Source organism: Streptomyces sp. SP18BB07, from assembly GCF_036322545.1.
GTDB classification, from domain to species: Bacteria; Actinomycetota; Actinomycetes; order Streptomycetales; family Streptomycetaceae; genus Streptomyces; species Streptomyces deccanensis.
Genome location: NZ_JAQYWT010000247.1, coordinates 24,135 through 43,480, shown reverse-complemented (window position 1 = coordinate 43,480; position 19,346 = coordinate 24,135). Strand labels below are relative to the sequence as shown.

General features: G+C 71.2%; 18 protein-coding genes and 2 pseudogenes. 10 read left to right on the top strand and 10 right to left on the bottom strand.

Going from position 1 to position 19,346, the window contains the following annotated elements; translation table 11 throughout:
• Positions 1-22 precede the first annotated feature (22 nt).
• Positions 23-1,018 (bottom strand): Acg family FMN-binding oxidoreductase, encoded by a 996-nt coding sequence (locus PUR53_RS09320; protein ID WP_329907971.1) that lies wholly within the window; start codon positions 1,016-1,018, stop codon positions 23-25.
• A 260-nt stretch (positions 1,019-1,278) separates the two neighbouring features.
• Between PUR53_RS09320 and PUR53_RS09315 the strand changes: the two genes are divergently transcribed.
• Positions 1,279-2,193 (top strand): universal stress protein, encoded by a 915-nt coding sequence (locus tag PUR53_RS09315; RefSeq protein WP_329898518.1) that lies wholly within the window; start codon positions 1,279-1,281, stop codon positions 2,191-2,193.
• A gap of 171 nt (positions 2,194-2,364) precedes the next feature.
• Here PUR53_RS09315 and PUR53_RS09310 read toward each other — a convergent pair whose 3' ends face one another.
• A complete protein-coding gene (locus PUR53_RS09310; RefSeq protein ID WP_329898517.1) occupies positions 2,365-2,841 on the bottom strand; it encodes a pyridoxamine 5'-phosphate oxidase family protein in 477 nt (158 codons plus the stop codon).
• A 198-nt stretch (positions 2,842-3,039) separates the two neighbouring features.
• Positions 3,040-3,747 carry a CBS domain-containing protein gene (locus tag PUR53_RS09305; RefSeq protein ID WP_329898516.1) on the bottom strand — a complete coding sequence of 236 codons (708 nt, stop codon included), beginning with the start codon at positions 3,745-3,747 and terminating at the stop codon, positions 3,040-3,042.
• Positions 3,748-3,992: 245 nt separating this feature from the next.
• Here PUR53_RS09305 and gap point away from each other — a divergent pair, with 245 nt between their 5' ends.
• Complete coding sequence (gene gap, locus PUR53_RS09300) at positions 3,993-5,006, top strand: type I glyceraldehyde-3-phosphate dehydrogenase (protein ID WP_329907970.1); 1,014 nt, start codon at positions 3,993-3,995, stop codon at positions 5,004-5,006.
• 239 nt (positions 5,007-5,245) lie between these two features.
• Positions 5,246-6,349: pseudogene (locus PUR53_RS09295) on the top strand (glycoside hydrolase family 65 protein); the annotation flags it as partial.
• A 469-nt stretch (positions 6,350-6,818) separates the two neighbouring features.
• Here PUR53_RS09295 and PUR53_RS09290 read toward each other — a convergent pair.
• Complete coding sequence (locus PUR53_RS09290; RefSeq protein WP_329898514.1) at positions 6,819-7,220, bottom strand: MerR family transcriptional regulator; 402 nt, start codon at positions 7,218-7,220, stop codon at positions 6,819-6,821.
• Between the two features lie 142 nt (positions 7,221-7,362).
• Here PUR53_RS09290 and PUR53_RS09285 point away from each other — a divergent pair, with 142 nt between their 5' ends.
• Positions 7,363-8,304, top strand: a complete 942-nt coding sequence (locus tag PUR53_RS09285) for an alpha/beta hydrolase family protein (protein WP_329898560.1) — start codon at positions 7,363-7,365, stop codon at positions 8,302-8,304.
• Positions 8,305-8,518: 214 nt separating this feature from the next.
• Here the strand turns inward: PUR53_RS09285 and PUR53_RS09280 are convergent, their stop codons facing one another.
• Positions 8,519-9,013, bottom strand: a complete 495-nt coding sequence (locus tag PUR53_RS09280) for a MarR family winged helix-turn-helix transcriptional regulator (RefSeq protein WP_329907969.1) — start codon at positions 9,011-9,013, stop codon at positions 8,519-8,521.
• 587 nt (positions 9,014-9,600) lie between these two features.
• On the opposite strand from PUR53_RS09280, the gene PUR53_RS09275 reads away from it, so the two are divergent.
• Positions 9,601-10,014 carry a CGNR zinc finger domain-containing protein gene (locus PUR53_RS09275; RefSeq protein WP_329907968.1) on the top strand — a complete coding sequence of 138 codons (414 nt, stop codon included), beginning with the start codon at positions 9,601-9,603 and terminating at the stop codon, positions 10,012-10,014.
• A 142-nt stretch (positions 10,015-10,156) separates the two neighbouring features.
• Here the strand turns inward: PUR53_RS09275 and PUR53_RS09270 are convergent, their stop codons facing one another.
• On the bottom strand, positions 10,157-10,804 hold the full coding sequence (locus tag PUR53_RS09270) for a TetR/AcrR family transcriptional regulator (RefSeq protein WP_329907967.1): 648 nt from the start codon (positions 10,802-10,804) through the stop codon (positions 10,157-10,159).
• A gap of 159 nt (positions 10,805-10,963) precedes the next feature.
• Between PUR53_RS09270 and PUR53_RS09265 the strand changes: the two genes are divergently transcribed.
• The 3 genes from PUR53_RS09265 (at position 10,964) to PUR53_RS09255 (ending at position 14,752) form a co-directional block, all read left to right on the top strand.
• Entirely contained in the window at positions 10,964-12,385 is a 1,422-nt protein-coding gene (locus tag PUR53_RS09265; protein ID WP_329907966.1) for an aldehyde dehydrogenase family protein, read from the top strand.
• A gap of 165 nt (positions 12,386-12,550) precedes the next feature.
• On the top strand, positions 12,551-13,360 hold the full coding sequence (locus PUR53_RS09260) for an SDR family NAD(P)-dependent oxidoreductase (RefSeq protein ID WP_329907965.1): 810 nt from the start codon (positions 12,551-12,553) through the stop codon (positions 13,358-13,360).
• 120 nt (positions 13,361-13,480) lie between these two features.
• Positions 13,481-14,752, top strand: coding sequence for an aldehyde dehydrogenase family protein (locus tag PUR53_RS09255; RefSeq protein ID WP_329907964.1), 1,272 nt, complete (start codon positions 13,481-13,483; stop codon positions 14,750-14,752).
• 152 nt (positions 14,753-14,904) lie between these two features.
• On the opposite strand, the pseudogene PUR53_RS09250 reads toward PUR53_RS09255, so the two are convergent.
• Positions 14,905-15,327 (bottom strand): annotated as a pseudogene (locus PUR53_RS09250) (SDR family NAD(P)-dependent oxidoreductase); the annotation flags it as partial.
• An 87-nt stretch (positions 15,328-15,414) separates the two neighbouring features.
• On the opposite strand from PUR53_RS09250, the gene PUR53_RS09245 reads away from it, so the two are divergent.
• On the top strand, positions 15,415-15,903 hold the full coding sequence (locus tag PUR53_RS09245; RefSeq protein WP_329907979.1) for a hypothetical protein: 489 nt from the start codon (positions 15,415-15,417) through the stop codon (positions 15,901-15,903).
• A 14-nt stretch (positions 15,904-15,917) separates the two neighbouring features.
• Here the strand turns inward: PUR53_RS09245 and PUR53_RS09240 are convergent, their stop codons facing one another.
• Both PUR53_RS09240 and PUR53_RS09235 read right to left on the bottom strand, forming a co-directional pair.
• Entirely contained in the window at positions 15,918-16,886 is a 969-nt protein-coding gene (locus PUR53_RS09240; RefSeq protein WP_329907963.1) for an SGNH/GDSL hydrolase family protein, read from the bottom strand.
• A 597-nt stretch (positions 16,887-17,483) separates the two neighbouring features.
• Positions 17,484-17,891, bottom strand: coding sequence for a RidA family protein (locus PUR53_RS09235; RefSeq protein ID WP_329898506.1), 408 nt, complete (start codon positions 17,889-17,891; stop codon positions 17,484-17,486).
• 99 nt (positions 17,892-17,990) lie between these two features.
• On the opposite strand from PUR53_RS09235, the gene PUR53_RS09230 reads away from it, so the two are divergent.
• Positions 17,991-18,377 (top strand): winged helix-turn-helix transcriptional regulator, encoded by a 387-nt coding sequence (locus PUR53_RS09230; protein WP_329907962.1) that lies wholly within the window; start codon positions 17,991-17,993, stop codon positions 18,375-18,377.
• Positions 18,378-18,436: 59 nt separating this feature from the next.
• Here PUR53_RS09230 and PUR53_RS09225 read toward each other — a convergent pair whose 3' ends face one another.
• The gene (locus tag PUR53_RS09225) at positions 18,437-19,330 is read right to left on the bottom strand and encodes a geranyl diphosphate 2-C-methyltransferase (RefSeq protein ID WP_329907961.1); all 894 of its coding nucleotides are present in this window, start codon (positions 19,328-19,330) and stop codon (positions 18,437-18,439) included.
• Positions 19,331-19,346: the final 16 nt, after the last annotated feature.

Genomic DNA, 19,346 nt, shown 5'->3' with positions numbered 1-19,346 from the left:
CGGTGCCCGGACCCGGCCCGACTCACCCGGGCAGGGGCAGCACACTCTCGTCCAGCACCTGCCCCGCCGACCGGCGCGGGGAAGCGGGGCCTTCCGGGCCGTAGCCGAGGCGGAGCACCATCTGGGCGTGGGCGCGGCGGTCGCCCGTCGGCGGGACCAGCTGCCCGCGCAGGTCCGGCCATTCCAGGGCCTGGTGCAGCAGGGAGGCCCGCAGCCCGCGGGCGGTGGCCACCAGCAGGACGCGTTCGAGAGCCTGCCCGGCCCGCAGCCAGTCGGCCCGCCGGTCGTGCGCGGTGAACAGCACGGCGATCGACGGCCGATTCTCGAAGGGCCGGCTGGTCAGGGCGGAGGGGTGCCGGTGGGCGCCGAAGTCCCGCAGCGGAATCCGCTCGTGGAAGTCCTGCGGGCCCACTGCCGCGGGCGGCATGCCGAGAGCCGCCCCGTTTGGCTCGTGCACCCAGCGACGGCTCTCCACCGCCCGGTAGGCGTCTGCGGTGTTGCGGTGCTCGGCCTCACGCGTGAGCCGCAGCAGTCGTTCCGTCGCGCCGGGTGCGGGACGCGCCAACAGGGCGCCCTCGCTGTGGGCGGCCTCGGTGAGCTCCGCCGCCACCGCGGTGGGCACGGGCACGTCGGAGAAGGGGAAGCGGCTGCTGTGCCGGTGCCACAGCGCCTCGTACAGCCCGGGGAAGAGGGCGCTGCGCACCGGACCGCCGAATCGTACGGTGGCGAGCAGATCCGGCTCGTCGGGCCGGGGCAGCAGCCGTGTCACCGGCTCCCGGCCGACGTGGGCCACCGCCACCCGCAGGTTGAGGACGGCGCAGCCGACGGAGAGGTGCAGAGCGCGGCCGGTGGGATCGATGTGGCGCAGGCCGCGGTCCTCCACGGCCCGGATCTCCAGCGTCACGGTGTCCGGATCGAGCCGGAACCGCCAGGGCTGGGTGTTGTGGATGGAGGGCGCGGCCACGGCCGCCGAGATCAGCGTCTCCAGCGCCCGGCCGTCGAGGGTCTCGGACCACATCGGATACTCCTCCCCGCTCCGCGTGCGCGGAGCCGCCGGGCCCCGGAGGTGGGCCCTGCCCAGTGTGGTGGACCCCTGTCGGCACCGGCATGGGCCGTACGGCCCATGCCGGTGCCGGTCGGCCCGGGCTGTGCGGCGGCGTGCGGCAGTTGGGGCCGAAGGGCCCGGCGACAGGACTGTGCGGCCCCCTGCGGGGGAGGCGGTTCTCCGCGAGGCTTCGGCACAGCAGGAGCCAGGCCCGAGCGCAGGAGGTACGCATCATGCACCGGCACGTGACAGCAGGAGTCGACGAATCGACCGAGAGCCTGGCCGCCGCCCACTGGGCGGCCAGGGAAGCCCTGCGCCTGGGCGCCGAGTTGAGGCTCGTGCACACCTGGGCGTGGCACCCGCGCCCGCCCGCCTCCCTGCCGGCCGACGTCAGCGAGCGCCACTGGGCCGAACAGACACTGGACCGGGCGGTCGTCAGCGTTCGCTCCGCGCACCCCGGACTGCGGATCGTCGACCGGCTCGTCGCGGACTCCCCGGTGAACACGCTGCTGGAGGAGGCGGACAGGGCGGACCTGCTGGTGCTCGGCTCCCGTGGCCTGGGCGCGGTCACGGGGTTCGTCGTCGGCTCTGTCTCCCAGCGTCTGGTCGGCAGGTCACCGCGTCCCGTGGTGCTCGTCCGGGCCCGGCAGACGCTCGCCGACGACCACCTCACGGCCCCGGACGGCATCTCGCCCGACGAGATACCGCAGACCCCCTACCGGGACGTGGTCCTCGGGCTGGACACCTCGCGCCCCTGCGACGAACTCATCGAGTTCGCCTTCGCGGCCGCCGCGCGTCGCGACGCACGGCTCCGTGTGCTCCACGCGTACCGGCTGCCGACGGCGCACACGGTCGACGACAGCTCCGCACCGACGCCGGCACCCGAGCTGGTCGCGGAGCGGGAGCGCGCCGTCGTCGCGACGTTGCGCCCCTGGTGCGAGAAGTTCCCCCGGGTCCCCGTCGTGGAGAGCGTCGTGCGGGGACGGGCCGCCACCGCGCTCGTCGAGGCCGCGACCGGGGCCGGGTTGGTGGTCGTGGGGCGCCGGACGCGGGACGCTCACCTCGACATCGGTCCGCACATCGGCCCGGTCACCCACGCGGTGCTGCACCACGCCGGCTGCCCCGTCGCCGTCGTCCCGCATCCCTGAGCCGACCCCGGCGACGCGTGTCGGCGGACATCCCGGCCGGAAACGAAGGACGGCCACCCGTGTCGCCGCCGGCCGGTAATCGGCCGACGGCGTATGCGTGTCCCGGCCGGGTTCTGCCGACGGCGCGTGTCTCACGTCTGTCCCGGTCGGCGTCGTCACGTCGGCCCGGCGTCAGACGTCGGCCTCGACGCCCTTCGCGTCGGCCTCGACGGCCGTGAGCCGGATGCCGGTGACCAGATCCGGGCGGATACGGACCGCGTGGTCCATGGATCCGCTCGCCCAGGGTCGCAGCATCGCCTGATAGCGGGCCAGCTCCTCGGGATCGGTGACCGGGCGGGCGTAGCCCGTGACGACCACGCTCCAGCCGAGGTGGGTCTCCGGGTCGATGGAGTCGGCCTCGTACGCCACCACGACGCCCTGGTCGTCCGCCTCCTGGGCCCGCGCGGTCAGTGCCGTGCCCTCGTGCGTACGGATGACGATGTCGCCGTCGTCCAGCACATGGTTGACGGGGCGGACGGTCGGCAGCGCGTGCCGGGTGAAGACGATCCGCCCGAAGGACACACTGCCGAGCAGCCGCAGCGCCTCGTCGCTGTCGAGCTCGACTGACCGCCGGGGTTTGGCGGCTCCGTTGTGGTTGGTGATCGGCATCGTGATCTTCCGCGCGGGTTGGGGTGCGTGCTGACGGATTTCGGTTCGGGCGGCCTCCATGGAACGGCGGCCCTTCGGAGTGGCGGTAGGGCCATTCGGCCCCGACCTCACGCGAACCGGCCCGGGACGTCGGGCGAACCGGCCTCGGACGTCGGGCGAACCGGCCCCGGTCCCCGGGGCGAGGGCCCCTCGGGCCGTTCAGCTCGCCAGCCCGGAGCGGCGCGACATGCCCGGTTCCGGGTCCGCGGACGTGTCGGTGTCGTCGATCCGGTGGTCCAGGTCGGCGGAGACGTCGACCACTCCGTCGACGCCGCCGCACAGCCGCACCACGACCGGGACCAGGGACTTGCGCTCGACGGTGCCACGGAGCGTGACGCGCCCGTCGACCACCCGGACGAGGATCGCGTCGGGCGCGATGCCCAGGGTGCGCAGCAGGACGTCTCCGTTGATCTCCTCGCGGATGGCGCGGTCGCCCCGCAGGAAGACGCGGAGCAGATCGGCCCGGCTGATCAGGCCGACCAGCCGGCCGGCCTCGTCGACGACCGGCAGCCGCTTGACCCGGTGCCGCTCCATGACCTGGGCGGCCTCCACGACCGTCCACTGCGGCCGGGCGGTCACAGCCGGACTGTTCATCAGCCCGGCGGCCGTCGCCGCCTCCGCCTTCGCACGGGCGGCGGGCTTCGGGTGCAGCACCGGCAGCAGACCGGCCGGATCCAGTTGCGCGGCCTCCTTGCGCAGCAGGTCCGCCTCCGAGACGACGCCCACCGGACGGTCGTCGTCGTCCACGACCGGTACGGCCGTGATGTCGTACTCGGCGAGCAGCTTGGCGATCTCCTTGAACCCGGTGTCGGGGTGCACCCGGACGACCGACGTGGTCATGAGGTCGCTCACCATCCGGTGCCGCATGGCACTCGCCTCCTGAGGACGCTCGTGTTTCTCCAGTTGTCTTCCCACCCACTGTCGGCCCGGGGCGGCCCGGCCTCCATGGGCCGGTCGGCCCCGGGCCGGGACCTGCGGCCCCTGCTCCCGGGGCCCCCGCTGCCGCGACGCTGCCATCGGGGAGCCCGGCCACGAGGCCGGGGTGACCGTCACGGTCGCCGGTCCTCGCCCGAACCACGCGCAGTTCCCGACCCCGTGAGGAGCACACCGTCATGACCGTTCGCGTCGGCATCAACGGCTTCGGCCGTATCGGCCGCACCTACCTGCGCGCCGCCCTCGACCGCGCCGAGGCCGGCACCCAGGACGTCGAGGTGGTCGCGATCAACGACATCACCTCGCCGGCCACGCTCGCGCATCTGCTGGAGTACGACTCGACGTTCGGGCGCATCGGACGCGAGGTCGTCCACGACGACAGCTCCATCACCGTCGACGGCCGCCGCATCGCGGTCACCGCCGAACGCGACCCGGCCGCCCTTCGCTGGGCGGACCACGGCGCCGACATCGTCGTGGAGTCCACCGGCCGTTTCCGCGACCGCGAGTCCGCCGCCCTGCACCTGAAGGCCGGCGCCCACACGGTGCTGCTGTCCGCGCCGGGCAAGAGCGTGGACGCCACCATCGTCATGGGCGTCAACGACGACACCTACGACCGCCACCGCGACCGGATCGTCTCGGCCGCCTCCTGCACCACCAACTGCGTCGCCCCCATGGTGAAGATCCTCGACGACGCCTTCGGCGTCGAGCGCGGCGTGATGACCACCATCCACGGCTACACCAACGACCAGGCACTCCTGGACGGCCCGCACAAGGACCTGCGCCGCGCGCGCTCGGCGGCGCTGAGCATCATCCCGACCAGCACGGGCGCCGCCCGAGCCGTCGGCCTGGTGGTGCCGGAACTGGCCGGCGCACTGGACGGAATAGCGGTCCGGGTGCCCGTCGAGGACGGCTCTCTGACCGACCTGGCCGTCGTGCTGGCGCGCGAGGCCACGGTCGAGGAGGTCAACGCCGCGTTCGAGACGGCCGCCGACGGCCCGCTCCACGGCATCCTGCGCGTGTCGAAGGCCCCGATCGTCTCCCGTGACGTGATCGGGGACCCGTCGTCCTGCGTCTTCGATCCGGCCCTCACCCAGGTCAACGGCACCCTGGCCAAGGTCTTCGGCTGGTACGACAACGAGTGGGGCTACACCAACCGCCTCCTCGACCTGACCGCCCTGGTCGCCGACGACTGAGGACCACCGCGGCAGTACGGCCGAGGACCGGCGCCGAAGGGCCCCGGCCGAGGCACGACCACCGAGGACACACGGGAGTCAGGATCCCCCGTCTGCCGCCGTACCCGCGTCGCGCGGGACGGGTGGCCCTAGGCTCGACACGACGACGGGACGCCCACGGGCTCCGCGAGGCTCCGCGAGGCTCCGCGAGGCTCCGCCGCCGAGGCGGCCTCGCGGAGCCCTACGCACCGGAGGACCGGATGCGCGACCGGATCTGGGAGTACCAGGGATAGGACCCGGGGGAGGAGGGCCTGCGCGAAGCGCTGTGCACCCTAGGCAACGGCTATTTCGCGACCCACGGCGCACTGCCCGAGTGCGGCGCCGACTCCGTGCACTACCCGGGCACCTACGCGGCCGGCTGCTACGACCGGGTCACCTCCGAGATCGCGGGCCACCACGTCGAGAACGAGGACATGGTCAATCTGCCCAACTGGCTGCCGCTGCGCTTCCGCCTCGTCGGCGAGGACTGGCTGACCCCGGACGGCCCCCGGCTCCTCGACCACAGCCTGGGCCTGGACCCGGGCACCGGCCTCCTGGAACGCCGTTCCACGTACGCCGTCGGCACCGGCCGTCGGCCGCGGATACGGCAGCTGCGGCTGGTGCACATGGCGGATCCCCATCTCGCGGCGCTGCGCACGGAGTTCACCGCCGAGGATCTCACCGGCGAACTTGAGGTGGAGGCGGCCCTGGACGGCCGGGTGCGCAACACCGGAGTGGCGCGCTACCGGGACCTGGAGACCCGGCACCTCGTGCACGTCCACACCGACTCGGTGGACGCCGACACCGTGTGGCTGCGCTGCCGCACCAGCGCCTCGGACATCCGCATCGGCAGGGCAGCACGGACGGTCAGCGCGACCGGTGAGACCGCCGAGGCCCGCCACCAGGGACGGCGCGCGGTCCAGCGGTTCCGCCTCGCGCTCGCGCCCGGCCGCACCGTCACCGTGGACAAGACCGTCTCCCTGTTCACCTCCCGCGACCCGGCGATCGACGACCCGCTCCAGGCGGCCGTCGACCGGGTCGGCCACGCACCCGGCTTCGACGAGCTGCTGGAGTCCCACCTCACCGCGTGGGACCTGCTGTGGCGGCGGGCGGACCTGGTGGTGCCGGGGAAGGCCGGCCGCATCCTCCGGCTGCACCTGTTCCACGTCCTGCAGACCCTCTCCCCGCACACCGCGGACCTCGACGTCGGCGTCCCCGCGCGCGGGCTGCACGGCGAGGCCTACCGCGGACACGTCTTCTGGGACGAACTGTTCGTCCTGCCCTATCTGAACCTGCACTTCCCCGAGGTCTCCCGGGCCCGACTTTGGCCGACGGCCGCGACTTCGGTAACCCCGTGACGCCAACCGCCCTGCCGCAGCAGGGGAATGGCGGGTTCGGCCGTCCCGCCGCAGGGTGTCCCGCTCGTCGGTCACAGTCCTACTCGGTGCCGCACAGGGGTGTCGGTGGCGCGGGCAGGAGCGCGTCGACGAAGGGCTGCGCGACGAGCACCACCGGCTCGCGGAGCTGACGCGCGGAGACCTGGACGTGCGCGCCAGAATCGTGCTCAGCTACCGGGCCCTGCCCTGGCGGGAGCGCCTGGCCTTTCGTCGGCGGGCACTGCTGGACCTGCCCGAGTTCGCGCCCCCCGGTTGCCGCGCACTGCTGAACACCGATCTGCCGTCGGCACGACCTCTCCTCGAGCGGCCGGCAGACATACGGCTGCTGGAACCGCTCGGCAGGGAACGGCCCGCGCATGGGCTGGAATCCGCAGGCTGGGCCTCGTATCGACGCCCCTCATCGTCCGTCGCGCTGGACGTGGGTCCCGGCCTCCCGTCGGCAGGACCTGCCCGTGCGCATGTTGCCGGTGGCGGCGGTGATGACCGCATCGAGCCGGTCCCGGGCGTGCAGGAGGTCGGTGATGCGCTGGTCGACATGACCGCGCTCCGTCGCCAGCCGCTCGAGCAGGGCGGGTGTGGCCCGGCCGTCGATGACGCACGGCAGGAGCTCGGCGATGGTCCTGCTGGACAGCCCGGCGGCGTACAACTGCTGGATGAGCCGGACCCGGTCGACCGCGCTCTCGGGGTAGTGGCGCTGGCCGCTGGAACTGCGGTCGGCGCTGAGCAGGTTCTGCTCCTCGTAGTAGCGCAGGGCCCGGACACTGACGCCGGTTCGGGCGGCGAGTTCTCCGACGCGCATCTCGTCTCCTGGGCGACTTCCGTCAGGCGACTTGCCTCTGACGTCAACGTCAGGTTTTAGCGTAACCGACGTGCGCCTCACCACGGGACTCTCCCGGTTCCTCTCCTGGCACACGAAGGCCCGAACGAAGGAGTACGCGAGCATGCCCGCGAGCCAGCTGACCGGCCTCACTGACCCCCCGGTCACCCCGACTGTGTCGGTCAAGCCGATCGTGCTTCCCGCGCCGTATCGCGGCGAGGACCTGCCCGTACGCGTTTCCGCACCGGTCACCGGTACGAATCTGCCGATCGTGCTGTTCGCGCACGGATTCGGTTCGCATCTGGACGGCTACGCGCCACTGGTCGACCACTGGGCGTCCCATGGTTTCGTAGTGATCCAGGCCACGCACCTCGACTCCAAGCGCTACGGTCTCCTCGCTGACGATCCCCGCAAGCCCCACTTGTGGCGCTACCGCGTGCAGGACATGCGGCAGATCCTCGACGAACTCGATCACCTGGAGGCGTCCGTACCCGCCCTGGCCGGCCGGGTGGACCGCAGCCGCATCGTCGCGGCGGGGCATTCCTTCGGCGGTCAGACCGCGGGTGTCCTCGTCGGCCTGCGTGTCATGGATCCGACGACAGGCATCGCGCAGGACATGTCCGACCGCCGGGTCATGGCCAGCGTCCAGCTGGCCACCGCCGGCAAGGGCGGCGACGAATTGACCCCCTTCGCCCTCGAGAGCGCTCCCTGGCTGTTCGGCCAGGACTTCTCCCACATCACCGCGCCCGGACTCGTCGTCGCCGGGGACAAGGACGAACTCCCGCTCTCCACCCGGGGACCGTCCTGGACGACCGACCCGTACACCCTGAGCCCGAGCGGCAAGAGCCTGCTGACGGTCTACGGCGGCCGGCATTCCCTCGGCGGCATCGCGGGCTACGAGGCAGCGGAAACCACCGACGAACATCCCGGCCGCGTCGCCGTCGTCCGGCAAGTCACCCTCGCTTACCTCCGCCACGTGACCGGCCTCGACCACACCGACTGGGAAACAGCGCAAGCCGCGCTCACTGGTGACTCCCACCCGCTGGGACGACTGGAGTCGAAGTGACCACCCTCGCCGGGCCCGGCTGCCATACGATGGCGTTGAGGGCCGCGCCCTCGGAGGCGGCCACAGCGCCTCCCCGGTGAGGCTGCGCGCACAGCGGGACCGCAGCGCCGACGGATCGACGTGCTAACCCCCGCATGACGTTGGGCCCCGCACGACGACCTCTCCCTCCACACCCGGCGGCACCTCGCTGCCGTCGGGGTCGACGATCCTGCCGTCAAGCCCTTTTCGTGCCGCTCTGTTCGCGGACGGCGTCGAACATCGAGGTGAGGGCGGGACTCTCGGCGAGGCTGCTCAACAAGGCGTGGAGCGAGTGCCGTTCAGTGGAGTCCAGGTCGGTGAGGATGTCGGTGTCGAGGCCAGCGAGTGTGTTGTTGAGGTCGGCCAGGACCTTGCGCCCGTCGTCGGTGATGTCGACGGCGTAGCGGCGCCGGTCCTGCGGATCGCGTGTCCGCTCGGCGTATCCGGCTCGCTCCAGGTCGTCGAGGCTCGTCACCATCGTCGCCGGGTCGATGCGCAGGAACGAGCCGAGCGCGAGCTGCGGCATGGCGCCGTTGTCGGCCAGGGCCTGCAGGACGCTGTAGTGGCGCACGCGCAGGCCGGTGCCGCTGATGCCGTCTTCGGCGATCCTGAAGGCCACCTGCCCGAGCTTGACCAACAGGCAGATGGTGTGCTCGGCCACGGTCCCCGGTACCAGCGGAGCCTCGGACATCGTTTATCCCGCCCATGGTTGGTCCTGCGTACGGTCGGGATCCATCGTACGAGAAGGCCTGCGGTGGCCGGACCGGGGCAGTGATCGGTGCGCGGAGGCGGGATTCGGCACCAACGAGATCCAGAGGTGGGTCATCGCCCGGCAGATCTTCGGCCGGACCATCGCCGATACGGGGCGCCCCCGCATGCCGCCCACTTCGACGAGCCGCTGCGCCTCTCCCGCCTGTTCGGCGGGATACGTCGCCGCGACGGGGAGTGTGAGGGTGCCGGACTCGGCCGGCGTCCAGCGCCATCCGCGCGGTCAGCGCGTTCATCGGCAGGGTCGACGCCGTCGTCAGGTCGGTCTCCTTCGGCGCGCGGACCGCCGACTCCGCCTGCGCCGTCACGTACTCCGCCTGCGCGCCGAGCGCCAGTTTCGGCTCCAGCGGAGCCATCACTCGATTTGGCCCTTGAAACCGACCGGTTTACGATGGCGATGAAACCGACTGGTTTCCTCTAGGGGGCGGTCATGACCGCCCCAGTGGGTTGCCGAGCGGTCAGCGTGTTCCCCTGCGGCTGTACAGGCCGAGGGAGCAGGTTGCCGCACAGGTGCCCCTCAGCGAGAGCGATCTCGAGGAACTGCGGGGCCTGCGTGCCGAGTTGCGGCGGCTTCTCGCCTCACGAAACGACGACGGCGCGGACGCCGGCGACCGGACCGTCGCACCCGCCGTGCATGTCGCGGCGGCGGCCGTGCGGATGGACCGCGATGGACGGGCCGTCCTGGAGCCTCGCGGTCAGGGCTGGCGATATGTGGCCGCCCTGGTGCTCCTCGAGGTGTTCCAGGCTCAGCAGGCGGACACCTGGCGCCGACTCAAGATCTGCCGCAATGCGCGGTGCACAACGGCGTTCTTCGACCGCTCCCGCAACAACAGCGGTGTATGGCACTCCACCAAGACCTGTGGCAACCCTGAGAACCTGCGTGCCCACCGGGCCCGTCAGCGTGTCCCTACCACCGGGTTGTAGGAGCCGTCCGGGTCGGTCGCCTGGCGAGAGAACTCCGCTCGAGTTGAAATAAGTGAAAGCCGTACGATCACTCGACGCGCCCCAGCCCGCGCCCGCCGGACCAGTCGACTTCACGGGCCGCTGATCCGAGGCAGGCGTAGCGTCACTCGTCGTGGGCAGCCGCTTCTCGCTCGCCATCGTGCCCACGGTGTCCGAAGGCGCGCAGAAGGAGGGGCAGCATGCGGTCGGCGGTCTCCGTCGCGGTGGCGGTGTCGACTTCGTTCGGCGGCAGGGGCGTGAGGAAGAACCTGCTCATCATGGGACCGATCACCAGGTCGCCGAGCAGGTCGGCATGCTCCACCGGCGGGATCTCACCCCGGTCCACCGCACGTTGCGTGATCTCCTCCAAGCGTTGGCGCACGGGCACCATGAAGGCGTTCGTGAGGGCCTCGGCCAGGGAGGGGCTGTACGCGGCCTCGCCGATCAGAGTGCGCAGCACCCCTCCCTCGTTGCCGGTCAGGGAAGCCGCTTTGTCCCGGAGCAGGGCGCGCAGGTCACCTTCGAGCGTGCCGGTGTCCGGCTGCGCCGTCAGGTCCTTGGCGTACGCGGCGGCGGCGTCGACGACCAGGACCTCCTTGGACGGCCAGCGCCGGTAGAGGGTGGCGGTGGACACTCCGGCGCGGGCCGCGACGGCGGCCGTGGTCAGTCCGCTGTAGCCGCTCTCGGTCAGGACGGCCAGGGTCGCGTCCAGCAGCGCACGGTCGCGGGAGGCATCGCGGGGGCGCCCCCGGCGTGCCTGCGTCCCGGTCATCGGACGGCTCCAGAGGGGATCCGGCGGGGGGTGTGGGCGACGGCGCGGACCGGATGGTCGGGCTGCCGTACAGAACGTTGAGTAAGGGTGCGGTAGGTCACACGACAAGTATACAAGAAAACGAAACGAAAGGCTTTCGTTTCGTATATGCTTCTCGGTATGAAGACCAACGCACCCGTCGGCGGTCAGCCGGACATCGCCGTCATGGCGGCCCCTGCGGCGGAGACCGTCGCGCGACTGCGGGCCACGTTCGACACCGGCCGTACCAAGCCCGTCGCCTGGCGCAAGCGGCAACTGCAGGCGCTGAGACGTCTGCTGACGGAGCATGAGGACGTGTTCGTGCGGGCGCTGCAGACCGACCTGGGCAAGAGCGCGACCGAGTCGCGCATGACGGAGATCGGCTTCCTGGTCAGGGAGATCGACCACACCCTGAGTCATCTCGACCGGTGGCTGCGTCCGAAGCGGGCCTCCGTGCCCCTGTCGCTCATGCCGTCCCGGGCCTGGACCGTGCGTGAGCCGCTGGGCGTCGTGCTGGTCATCGCCCCCTGGAACTACCCGGTCAACCTGGCGCTCGCGCCGGTCATCGGCGCCCTGGCCGCCGGCAACGCCGTCGTCCTCAAGCCCAGTGAGGTCGCACCCGCGACCTCGGCGGTGCTCGCCCACTGGCTGCCCCAGGTTCTGGACCCGCAGGCCGTGGCCGTCGTCGAGGGCGGCGTGCCGGAGACGACCGCCCTGCTGGAGCAGCGCTTCGACCACATCTTCTACACCGGCAACGGCGCGGTCGGGCGCATCGTCATGACCGCCGCGGCCCGCCATCTCACTCCGGTCACCCTGGAGCTGGGCGGCAAGAGCCCCGCCGTCGTCGAACCCGGCACCGACCTCGCCACGGCCGCCCGCCGCATCGCCCTGGGCAAGTTCATGAACGCGGGCCAGACCTGCGTCGCACCCGACTACGTGCTGGCGATAGGCGAGGCGGGGGCCGAGATAGAGGCCCACCTGGCGCAGGCGGTCCGCGAGATGTACGGCGCCGATCCGGCTCGGAGCAACGACTACGGCCGTATCGTCAACGAGCGTCACTTCGACCGGCTGGCCGGGCTGCTGAAGGACGGCCGGACCGTCGTGGGCGGCGACCGCGACCGCGACGCCCGCTACATCGCCCCGACCGTGCTGGCCGACGTCGACCCTGACTCCCCGGTGATGCGCGACGAGATCTTCGGTCCCGTCCTGCCCATCGTCGCCGTCCCCGACCTGGACGCGGCGATCGCCTTCATCACCGGACGGGACAAGCCGCTGGCCCTGTACGCCTTCACCGCGTCCAAGCGCTCCAAGCGGCGCCTGATCGCGGAGACGTCCTCCGGTGGCCTGGCCTTCGGCCTCTCGCTCCTCCAACTCGGCGCGCTCGACCTGCCCTTCGGCGGTGTCGGTGAGAGCGGTATGGGCCGCTACCACGGCTCGTACTCCCTGGACACCTTCAGTCACATCAAGTCCGTCCTCGACAAGCCGCTCAAGCCGGACACGCTGGGCGTGGCCACCCCGCCCTACACCCGCGGCAAGGACCGCATCCTGCGACGCATCACGTGACGTCCCCAAACGTCCCCAAACATCCCCAACCGTTCCCCAACGTCACGACCATCGCCGCGGGCCCCCGGGCCCGCCCTGGCACCAGATGACGGTTGCCGACCGTCGCAAGACTGAAAGGAGAAGGGGAGGAGGTGCCCGCGAGGGCGCCGTGTCCCCGACCGCCCCATGAACAAGATCGACTACCGCACCCAGACCACATTGATCACCGGCGCGAGTGCCGGACTCGGCGCGGAGTTCGCCCGTCAGTTCGCCGAGCGCGGCTCGAACCTCGTGCTGGTCGCCCGCCGCGCGGACCGGCTTCAGGCCCTGGCCGACGAGCTGTCCGCGAAGTACGAGGTCACCGTCACGGTGGTGCCGTTCGACCTCACCGTGCCGGCCGCGGGTCAAGCGCTGGCCCAGGAGGTGGCCCGGCGTGGGATCACCGTCACCAGCCTCGTCAACAACGCGGGGTTCGGCACCCACAGCCCGTTCCGCCAGGAGGACCCGGCACGGGTCCAGCAGGAGATCGGTCTGAACGTGGCCAGCCTGGTCGACGTCACCCGGGCCTTCATCGACCAACTGACCGGTGTCCTGGTCAACGTCGCCAGCTCCCTCGGCTACCAGCCGTGGCCGAACGCCGCCGTCTACGGGGCGACCAAGGCCTTCGTGCTGAGCTTCACCGAGGCACTGTGGCAGGAATCGCGAGGGACCGGGCTGCGCGTGCTCGCTCTCTCCCCGGGCCCGACCCGCACCGAGTTCTTCGACGCGGCCGGCTCCGACGACATGGCCCGCGGTGTCCGGCTGCAGACCCCGCGCCAGGTGGTCACCACCGCACTGCGCACGCTGGACCGGCGCAACCCGCCGCCCAGCGTCGTCTCCGGCACCTTCAACTGGGTGATGACCCTGACCTCGCGCTTCACCACCCGCCGGGCCAACGTTCTGGCCTTCGGCGCGGTGACCCAGTGGCAGATGCGCTCGAGCAAGCCTGGTCACTGACCTTCGCCAGGCCACCGTCAATCGGAGGGCCCCATCCACGCACGTAGGATCGTTGAACGATCCTCCTGTAGCCTGTTCGTCATTTGTCACGTATTGCACTCGAGCTGTGAAGGGACCGATGTGAGCAGGAACGAGATGAGCGTGCCCCGCTCCGTCCAGGAGGCGGTTCATGCCTGTGCCGTCCGCGCGACGCAGGGCTCGGCGGCCTTGGCCCGGGCCTCGGACGTGGAGATCGACACCGCGCTGCGGGCCATGGCGGAGCGGCTGCTCACGGCACGCGACGTGGTGACAGCGGCGAATCAGGACGACCTGCGATCGGCCGCCTCGAACGGGATGTCGGCGGCACTGCAGGACCGCCTGCGGCTGACCGGCCCGCGGTTCGAGGACATGGCCGCGGCGTTGCGTACGCTGGCGGACGTGCCGCACGAGCCGCGGGACAGCGTCCTCGAGGAGCGCCCCGACGGCCTGGTCCTGCTGGAGCGCCGCCGGCCGGTGGGTGTCATCGGCGCGAACTTCGAGGCGCGTCCGAACGTGACACTCGACGTCGCCTCCCAGTTCCTCAAGTCCCGCAACGGCGGCGTGCTGCGCACCGGTTCGGCGGCCTTGCGCTCCTCCCAGGCCTTGGTCACCCACGTGATCACGCCCGCTCTCACCGACGCGGGACTGAACCCGGACGCCATCCAGCTGGTGCCGAGCGAGGACCGAGCGGCGGCCCACGCGCTGGTGTCGCTGCCCGAGACCGTCCCCCTGGTCATCCTGCGCGGCAGCGGCGACAGCACCCGGGAACTCGGCCGAGAGGCCGCCCGACACGGTGTGCGCACGCTGGCCCACGCGGACGGCGGGGGAGTGCTGTACGTGGCCCGGGACGCCGACGAGAAGCTGGTGCACGAGTTGGTCGTCAGCAGCCTGGACCGGCTGGGCGTCTGCAACCGGCTCAACCTGCTTCTCATCGACCGGGCCGTCCACGACAAGCTGCTGCCGGGCATCCTGAAGACCCTCGAAGACCTCGGCATCGCTGCCTCGTTGCCGCCGCACGCCCACGCGCGCGGTTACGAGTGGTCCCTGGACTCCGAACATGCGGCAACGGTGACGATCGACGAGGCGGACGGCCCGGTCCAAGCCGCACGGATCGCCAACGAGGAGACCTCCGGACTGGCCGCCGCCATCGCCACCCACGACCCGGACACCGCAGACCGGTTCATGGACGCCTACGGTGGCTCAGGCGTCTTCTGGAACTCCACCACACGCCTCCTCGACGGCTTCAAGCTCCTGCGCCTGCCCGAAACCGGCATCAACATCGACCGCGTCCCCGGCCCCCGCGGCCCCGTCACCTACCGCGACCTGTACCTGCGCCAGTACGTCGTACGACCCGCGGCGTCCCTGCGCAGGTGAGCCGGTGCCGCATCGATCCTCTGCGAAGGCGGTTCCAGCCGCAGCCGGAACCGCCTCCGTTTCACGAGCCGGTCGAGGCCGTGTCCGGGCCGAGGTGGGTGCGGAACCACGACAGCGCGGCGCCGCTGGATTCCTCGAAGTGCACCTTGTTCGGGCTGGGGGATGAAGCCGAGGATGGAGGAGATGTTGATGATCCGTCCGAAACCCTGGGCGCGCATGTGCGGCAGGACGGCCTTGGTCATGCGCATCACACCGAAGACGTTGATGTCGAAGACGCGCTGAGCCTGGGCGACGGAGTTCTCCTCGTCGGCGCCCGAGGAGCCGATGCCGGCGTTGTTGATCAGGACGTCGATCCGCCCGTACCGCTCGATCACCTCCGCGACCGCGGTGCTGACCGAATCGTCACTGGTCACGTCGAGTTCGAGGAAGGTCACGCCGTCGCGGCGGACCGCCCCGGACGCCTTCCGGCTCGTGCCGACGACCTCGAAGCCCGCCTCGACGAGCGCCAGGGCGGCTGTCTTTCCTCTGCCGGAGGACGCGCCCGTCACGAGGGCTACCGGCCGTGCTGTCGCCATGATGTGCTCCCGATCCATGGCGCAGTCAGCGGCAATATCGGAGTGCGCAGAGGGTCCCGGGAGTGCCACAGTCGCTGCGTGACCTTGATGGACGTGCTCGTCGACTTCGCCCGTACCGGCCGGATCGGGCCGCTGCACTGCGGGATGCCCTTGGCCGAGGCCGAGGGCCTCCTCGGCCCGGGGCGTCCGCACCCGGCCATCGTCATGATGGGGCCCGACATCGACGGCTACCCCTACTCCTGGGACGGACTGAGGCTGGACGTCACCCGGCGGCGGGTCAGCGGCCTCTGCGTCGACCTCCATCCCGGATCGACCACGAAACTCCCAGCGCTCGTCCTGCCCGAATCGACGACCTACGAGGCCACGATCCAGCGCGAGGAACTCATCACGGCCCTCGACGACGCGGGCTGCGGGCACGAGGTCAACGGCGTGCTCACGTTCGGGCAGCAGTCGAGCATCCTCACCCGGCCCGCCGACGTCTGCGCGGTCTTCAGCCTCCCGGGCCGGGACGACCACGTTCCGCACCGCGACCGGCACCATCTGCGCGTCATGCACAAGCGCGCCGACATCGTCTGAACCCACGACCGCCCTCAGCGCAGCCGCTCGTGACGTGTGGTGCCCAGAGCGTGCAGGACGGCGTCGGCCATCCCCTCCTCGCCGCGTGCGTTGGGGTGAACGGCCGCCGCCGGACTGCTGGGCACGAGCGGCTCGATCCAGCGGGTGTCCTCGGCCGCACAGGCGTCGTGGCCCTCGGACACGGTGTAGGTGTCGACGTACACGGCCCCCTCGGCCTCGGCCCGCTCGCGAAGTACGTCGTTGAGCTGCTGCTCCTTCTCGCGCAGATAGATCATGTCGCCGGGTGCGAGGGGCATCTCGCGCTCGCAGTCGGTGCTGTCGGCAGGCAGGACGGCCGGGTACCCGACGACGTAGACGCGGGCCTCGGGCGCTCGGCTCTCGATGTCCTTCAAGGCGTCCGTCAGCCGACCGCCCACGGCGTCGATCCTCCGCTGAACCCGGTCGGTGCCGTCCTTGCTGTAGAGCCGCTCGCAGGGGGTGTCATCAGGGATGTACTTCCCGCTGCCGAGGGCGTGATAAGCGGCCCCCATGCCGACGCAGCGCTCGATCATCGTGCCGAAGCCGATGTCATTGCCGCCGATGCCGAGGGTGACGAGGCGCGTGCGGTCCGACAGCGCCGTGAACTGGGCGGCGTTCATGCCTTCGGCGGTGCGCTGCGGGGAGGTGAGATCGGTGATGGTGGCTCCGGTGCAGCTCATGTCGCGGAAGTCGGTGCTGTCCAGGCCGAGTCGACGGGCCACCAGGGACGGGTAGTTGTGGTCGGAGCGGGCACAGTCGACCGGGGTGCCCGTCCGGCCGGGGATCATCGGGCCGGCGGTGTAGGAGTCGCCGAGCGCCACGTACGGTCCCCGCGGCGCGGCGAGCGCGGCTGTCTGCGCCGGGGTGCGGTCGTCGCCGTCGTGGGTCGCGACGCCGACCGCGGTGGCCAGGGCTCCGCAGGTGAGAAGGGCGCCGACCAGGACGGTCCGCAGTCTCGTGGTCATCGAGGTGTTCTGCCTTCCCTCGGGATTCGGGGGTGCCGGCGCCTCGGCCGGTCCGCTCCGCATCCGCCTTCGGCGGCGGGGAGGGGAGAGGGAGGCGCCCTGTCGTGGCCTCCACGATTCCGCCGACCACCGGTTCGAACGAGGGAGCACGCTCCCGAAGCGGGGGTGGAGCGGGCTACACCGTCGTTCGGCGGCCGCCCGGGACCCCTGAGACGCCCGAGGTTGGGCTTCGAAACCGAGTGGGGGTGGCGAACGCCCAGCGTCCTCCTCAAGAAGGTGTAGTCAGCGGCGCGTCAAGGCGTCCCCGGGGCCACGGGCATGGGGCTGGGGGGACGCCCCTGTTACAGCAGCGCCGGGTGGTGCGCGGGCGGCGCTACGGCGACGTCGGCTCCGCCCTCGGCCGAGGCGCCGTCGCCTGTGCCCCGACACATGAGCCGTCAGCAGCTCCAGGGCTGGGCGGGTGCCCTGACCGGTCACCTCCTGTGCCACCGCCGCCGCGGCCGCCTCCGCCGGCAGCCGTGTCTTGCCCACGCCACTCGCACCGGTCAGCGTTACGCGAGGTCGTCACCGCGCAGCACACCGCAGCCGGCGCCGCCTTCAGTCGAGGACCGCCGTGGCCTCGATCTCGACCAGATGCTCGGGTACGTCCAGCGCCGCCACGCCGATCAGCGTGGCCGGTGGCGCCGCGGTGACGCCGAGCTTCGCGGCCGCCCGGGAGATCCCGTCCAAGAGCAGGGGCATCTTGTCGGGCGTCCAGTCGACGACGTAGACGGTCAGCTTCGCGACGTCGTCGAAGGACCCGCCCGCGCCGGCCAGGGCGGTGCCGACGTTGAGGTAGCACCGCTCGACCTGGGCGGCCAGGTCGCCCTCGCCGACCGTGACGCCGTCGGCGTCCCAGGCGACCTGGCCGGCGACGAAGACGGTTCTCGTACCGGATGCGATCGCCACCTGCCGGTAGATGTCGGTCTTCGGCAGCCCGTCGGGGTTCAGCAGGGTGATGGCCATGGGCGTACGACTCCTCGTGCTCTCTTGTGGTTACTCGGAAACCGTAGGAGAGTGGGCGCTGACGTGGAAGAACGCACTTTCTGGTGACTGGGGAACCCGATGGTGACCAAGCAGGTCGAGGGCTCGGCCAAGGACGAAGCCGATGTGACACGGGCGGATTCCCTCGCCCGGGAGATCTTCACGGACATCGCCAACAAGTGGGCCCTGTTGATCATCGAGGCGGTGGGCGAGCGCACCCTGCGCTTCACCGAGCTGCGGGGTGAGGTCGAGGGCATCAGTCACAAGATGCTCACGCAGAACCTGCGCCTGCTGGAGCGCAACGGTCTGGTCGAGCGCACGGTGTATCCGACCGTGCCGCCACGCGTCGAGTACAGGCTCACCGAGCCGGGCCGGGCCCTGCGCGCCACGGTCGACGCCATGTGCGACTGGACCCACCGCTATCTGGGCGCCATTGAAACCGCCCGCCACCGCTTCGACTCGACCTGACGCCGAAGCCACGGGGCCGGGACGGGCATGGTGTGCCGCCCGGCCCCGCGAGGTCGGGGTCAGACGCGGTCGGCCGCGATCAGGACGTACTGGAAGGAGCCGTCCCGGTACGACTCGATGAACGCCTCCTCGATCCCGGTGACCAGCGAGGACGTGGCCCGCAGCTCCCAGTAGGGCAGCGTCTCCGCGGTGAGGTCGACGATGGTGTGCGGCACCAGCCGGTTGTCGGCCATGGCCCGCAGATACTCGCGGCGGGAGTGGATGTTGCACTCGAAGTGGGCGTTGATCTGGGAGACCCACTTCGACGGCTGGCCGTAACGGGGGTTCCAGCAGCCGGTGATGGTCACGTACCGCCCGCCCGTCTTCAGGAAGCGGGAGTGCTCGGCGAACAGGTCGTGGAGGTCGACGTACATGGTCGACTCGTTGTTCCACGAGGCCGCGACGCTGCCCTTGTCGAAGGGGGTGTCGAGCATGTTGCACACGCGGGAGCGGACGTGGTCGTCCACGCGCAGCTCTCGCGCGCGCCTGTTGCCGAAGTCGGCCTGGGTGGCGGACAGGGTGACGCCCTCGACCTTGGACCCGAAGCGCTGGTGGGCCATGATCATGGACCCGCCGCGCCCGCAACCGGCGTCGACGAGGGTGTCGTCGGGGCCGACGGAGCCGAGGTGGTCCAGCAGGAACTCCGCTTGCGCCGACTCCAGCCGGTGCAGTTCCGCGATCAGCTTCTTCTCGTACTCGCTGTGGGCCGGGTCGCCGAGCGCGGCGTGGTCCACGGCGCCGATGCCGTAGTGGTGGTGGTAGAGCCCGTCCACGTCGCCGAGGCGGAGGTTGACGGGTCGTGCCTCGTTGTTCCAGTAGCGGGCGATGTCCTCCTGGTACGGCGACGCCGGGGCCGGGATCTTCGGGGTGGCTGCGGCGGTGGCCGTGGCGGAGGCGGTCGTTTCAGTGGCCATGGAAAATATCCGTTCT

Coding starts and splice junctions, on each gene's coding strand:
- PUR53_RS09280 (WP_329907969.1), bottom strand. CDS start 9,013: ATGTCCGAGGCTCCGCTGGTACCGGGGACCGTGGCCGAGCACACCATC.
- PUR53_RS09285 (WP_329898560.1), top strand. CDS start 7,363: ATGCCCGCGAGCCAGCTGACCGGCCTCACTGACCCCCCGGTCACCCCG.
- gap (WP_329907970.1), top strand. CDS start 3,993: ATGACCGTTCGCGTCGGCATCAACGGCTTCGGCCGTATCGGCCGCACC.
- PUR53_RS09270 (WP_329907967.1), bottom strand. CDS start 10,804: ATGACCGGGACGCAGGCACGCCGGGGGCGCCCCCGCGATGCCTCCCGC.
- PUR53_RS09235 (WP_329898506.1), bottom strand. CDS start 17,891: ATGGCCATCACCCTGCTGAACCCCGACGGGCTGCCGAAGACCGACATC.
- PUR53_RS09240 (WP_329907963.1), bottom strand. CDS start 16,886: ATGACCACGAGACTGCGGACCGTCCTGGTCGGCGCCCTTCTCACCTGC.
- PUR53_RS09265 (WP_329907966.1), top strand. CDS start 10,964: ATGAAGACCAACGCACCCGTCGGCGGTCAGCCGGACATCGCCGTCATG.
- PUR53_RS09305 (WP_329898516.1), bottom strand. CDS start 3,747: ATGCGGCACCGGATGGTGAGCGACCTCATGACCACGTCGGTCGTCCGG.
- PUR53_RS09310 (WP_329898517.1), bottom strand. CDS start 2,841: ATGCCGATCACCAACCACAACGGAGCCGCCAAACCCCGGCGGTCAGTC.
- PUR53_RS09315 (WP_329898518.1), top strand. CDS start 1,279: ATGCACCGGCACGTGACAGCAGGAGTCGACGAATCGACCGAGAGCCTG.
- PUR53_RS09225 (WP_329907961.1), bottom strand. CDS start 19,330: ATGGCCACTGAAACGACCGCCTCCGCCACGGCCACCGCCGCAGCCACC.
- PUR53_RS09290 (WP_329898514.1), bottom strand. CDS start 7,220: ATGCGCGTCGGAGAACTCGCCGCCCGAACCGGCGTCAGTGTCCGGGCC.
- PUR53_RS09230 (WP_329907962.1), top strand. CDS start 17,991: ATGGTGACCAAGCAGGTCGAGGGCTCGGCCAAGGACGAAGCCGATGTG.
- PUR53_RS09320 (WP_329907971.1), bottom strand. CDS start 1,018: ATGTGGTCCGAGACCCTCGACGGCCGGGCGCTGGAGACGCTGATCTCG.
- PUR53_RS09260 (WP_329907965.1), top strand. CDS start 12,551: ATGAACAAGATCGACTACCGCACCCAGACCACATTGATCACCGGCGCG.
- PUR53_RS09245 (WP_329907979.1), top strand. CDS start 15,415: ATGGACGTGCTCGTCGACTTCGCCCGTACCGGCCGGATCGGGCCGCTG.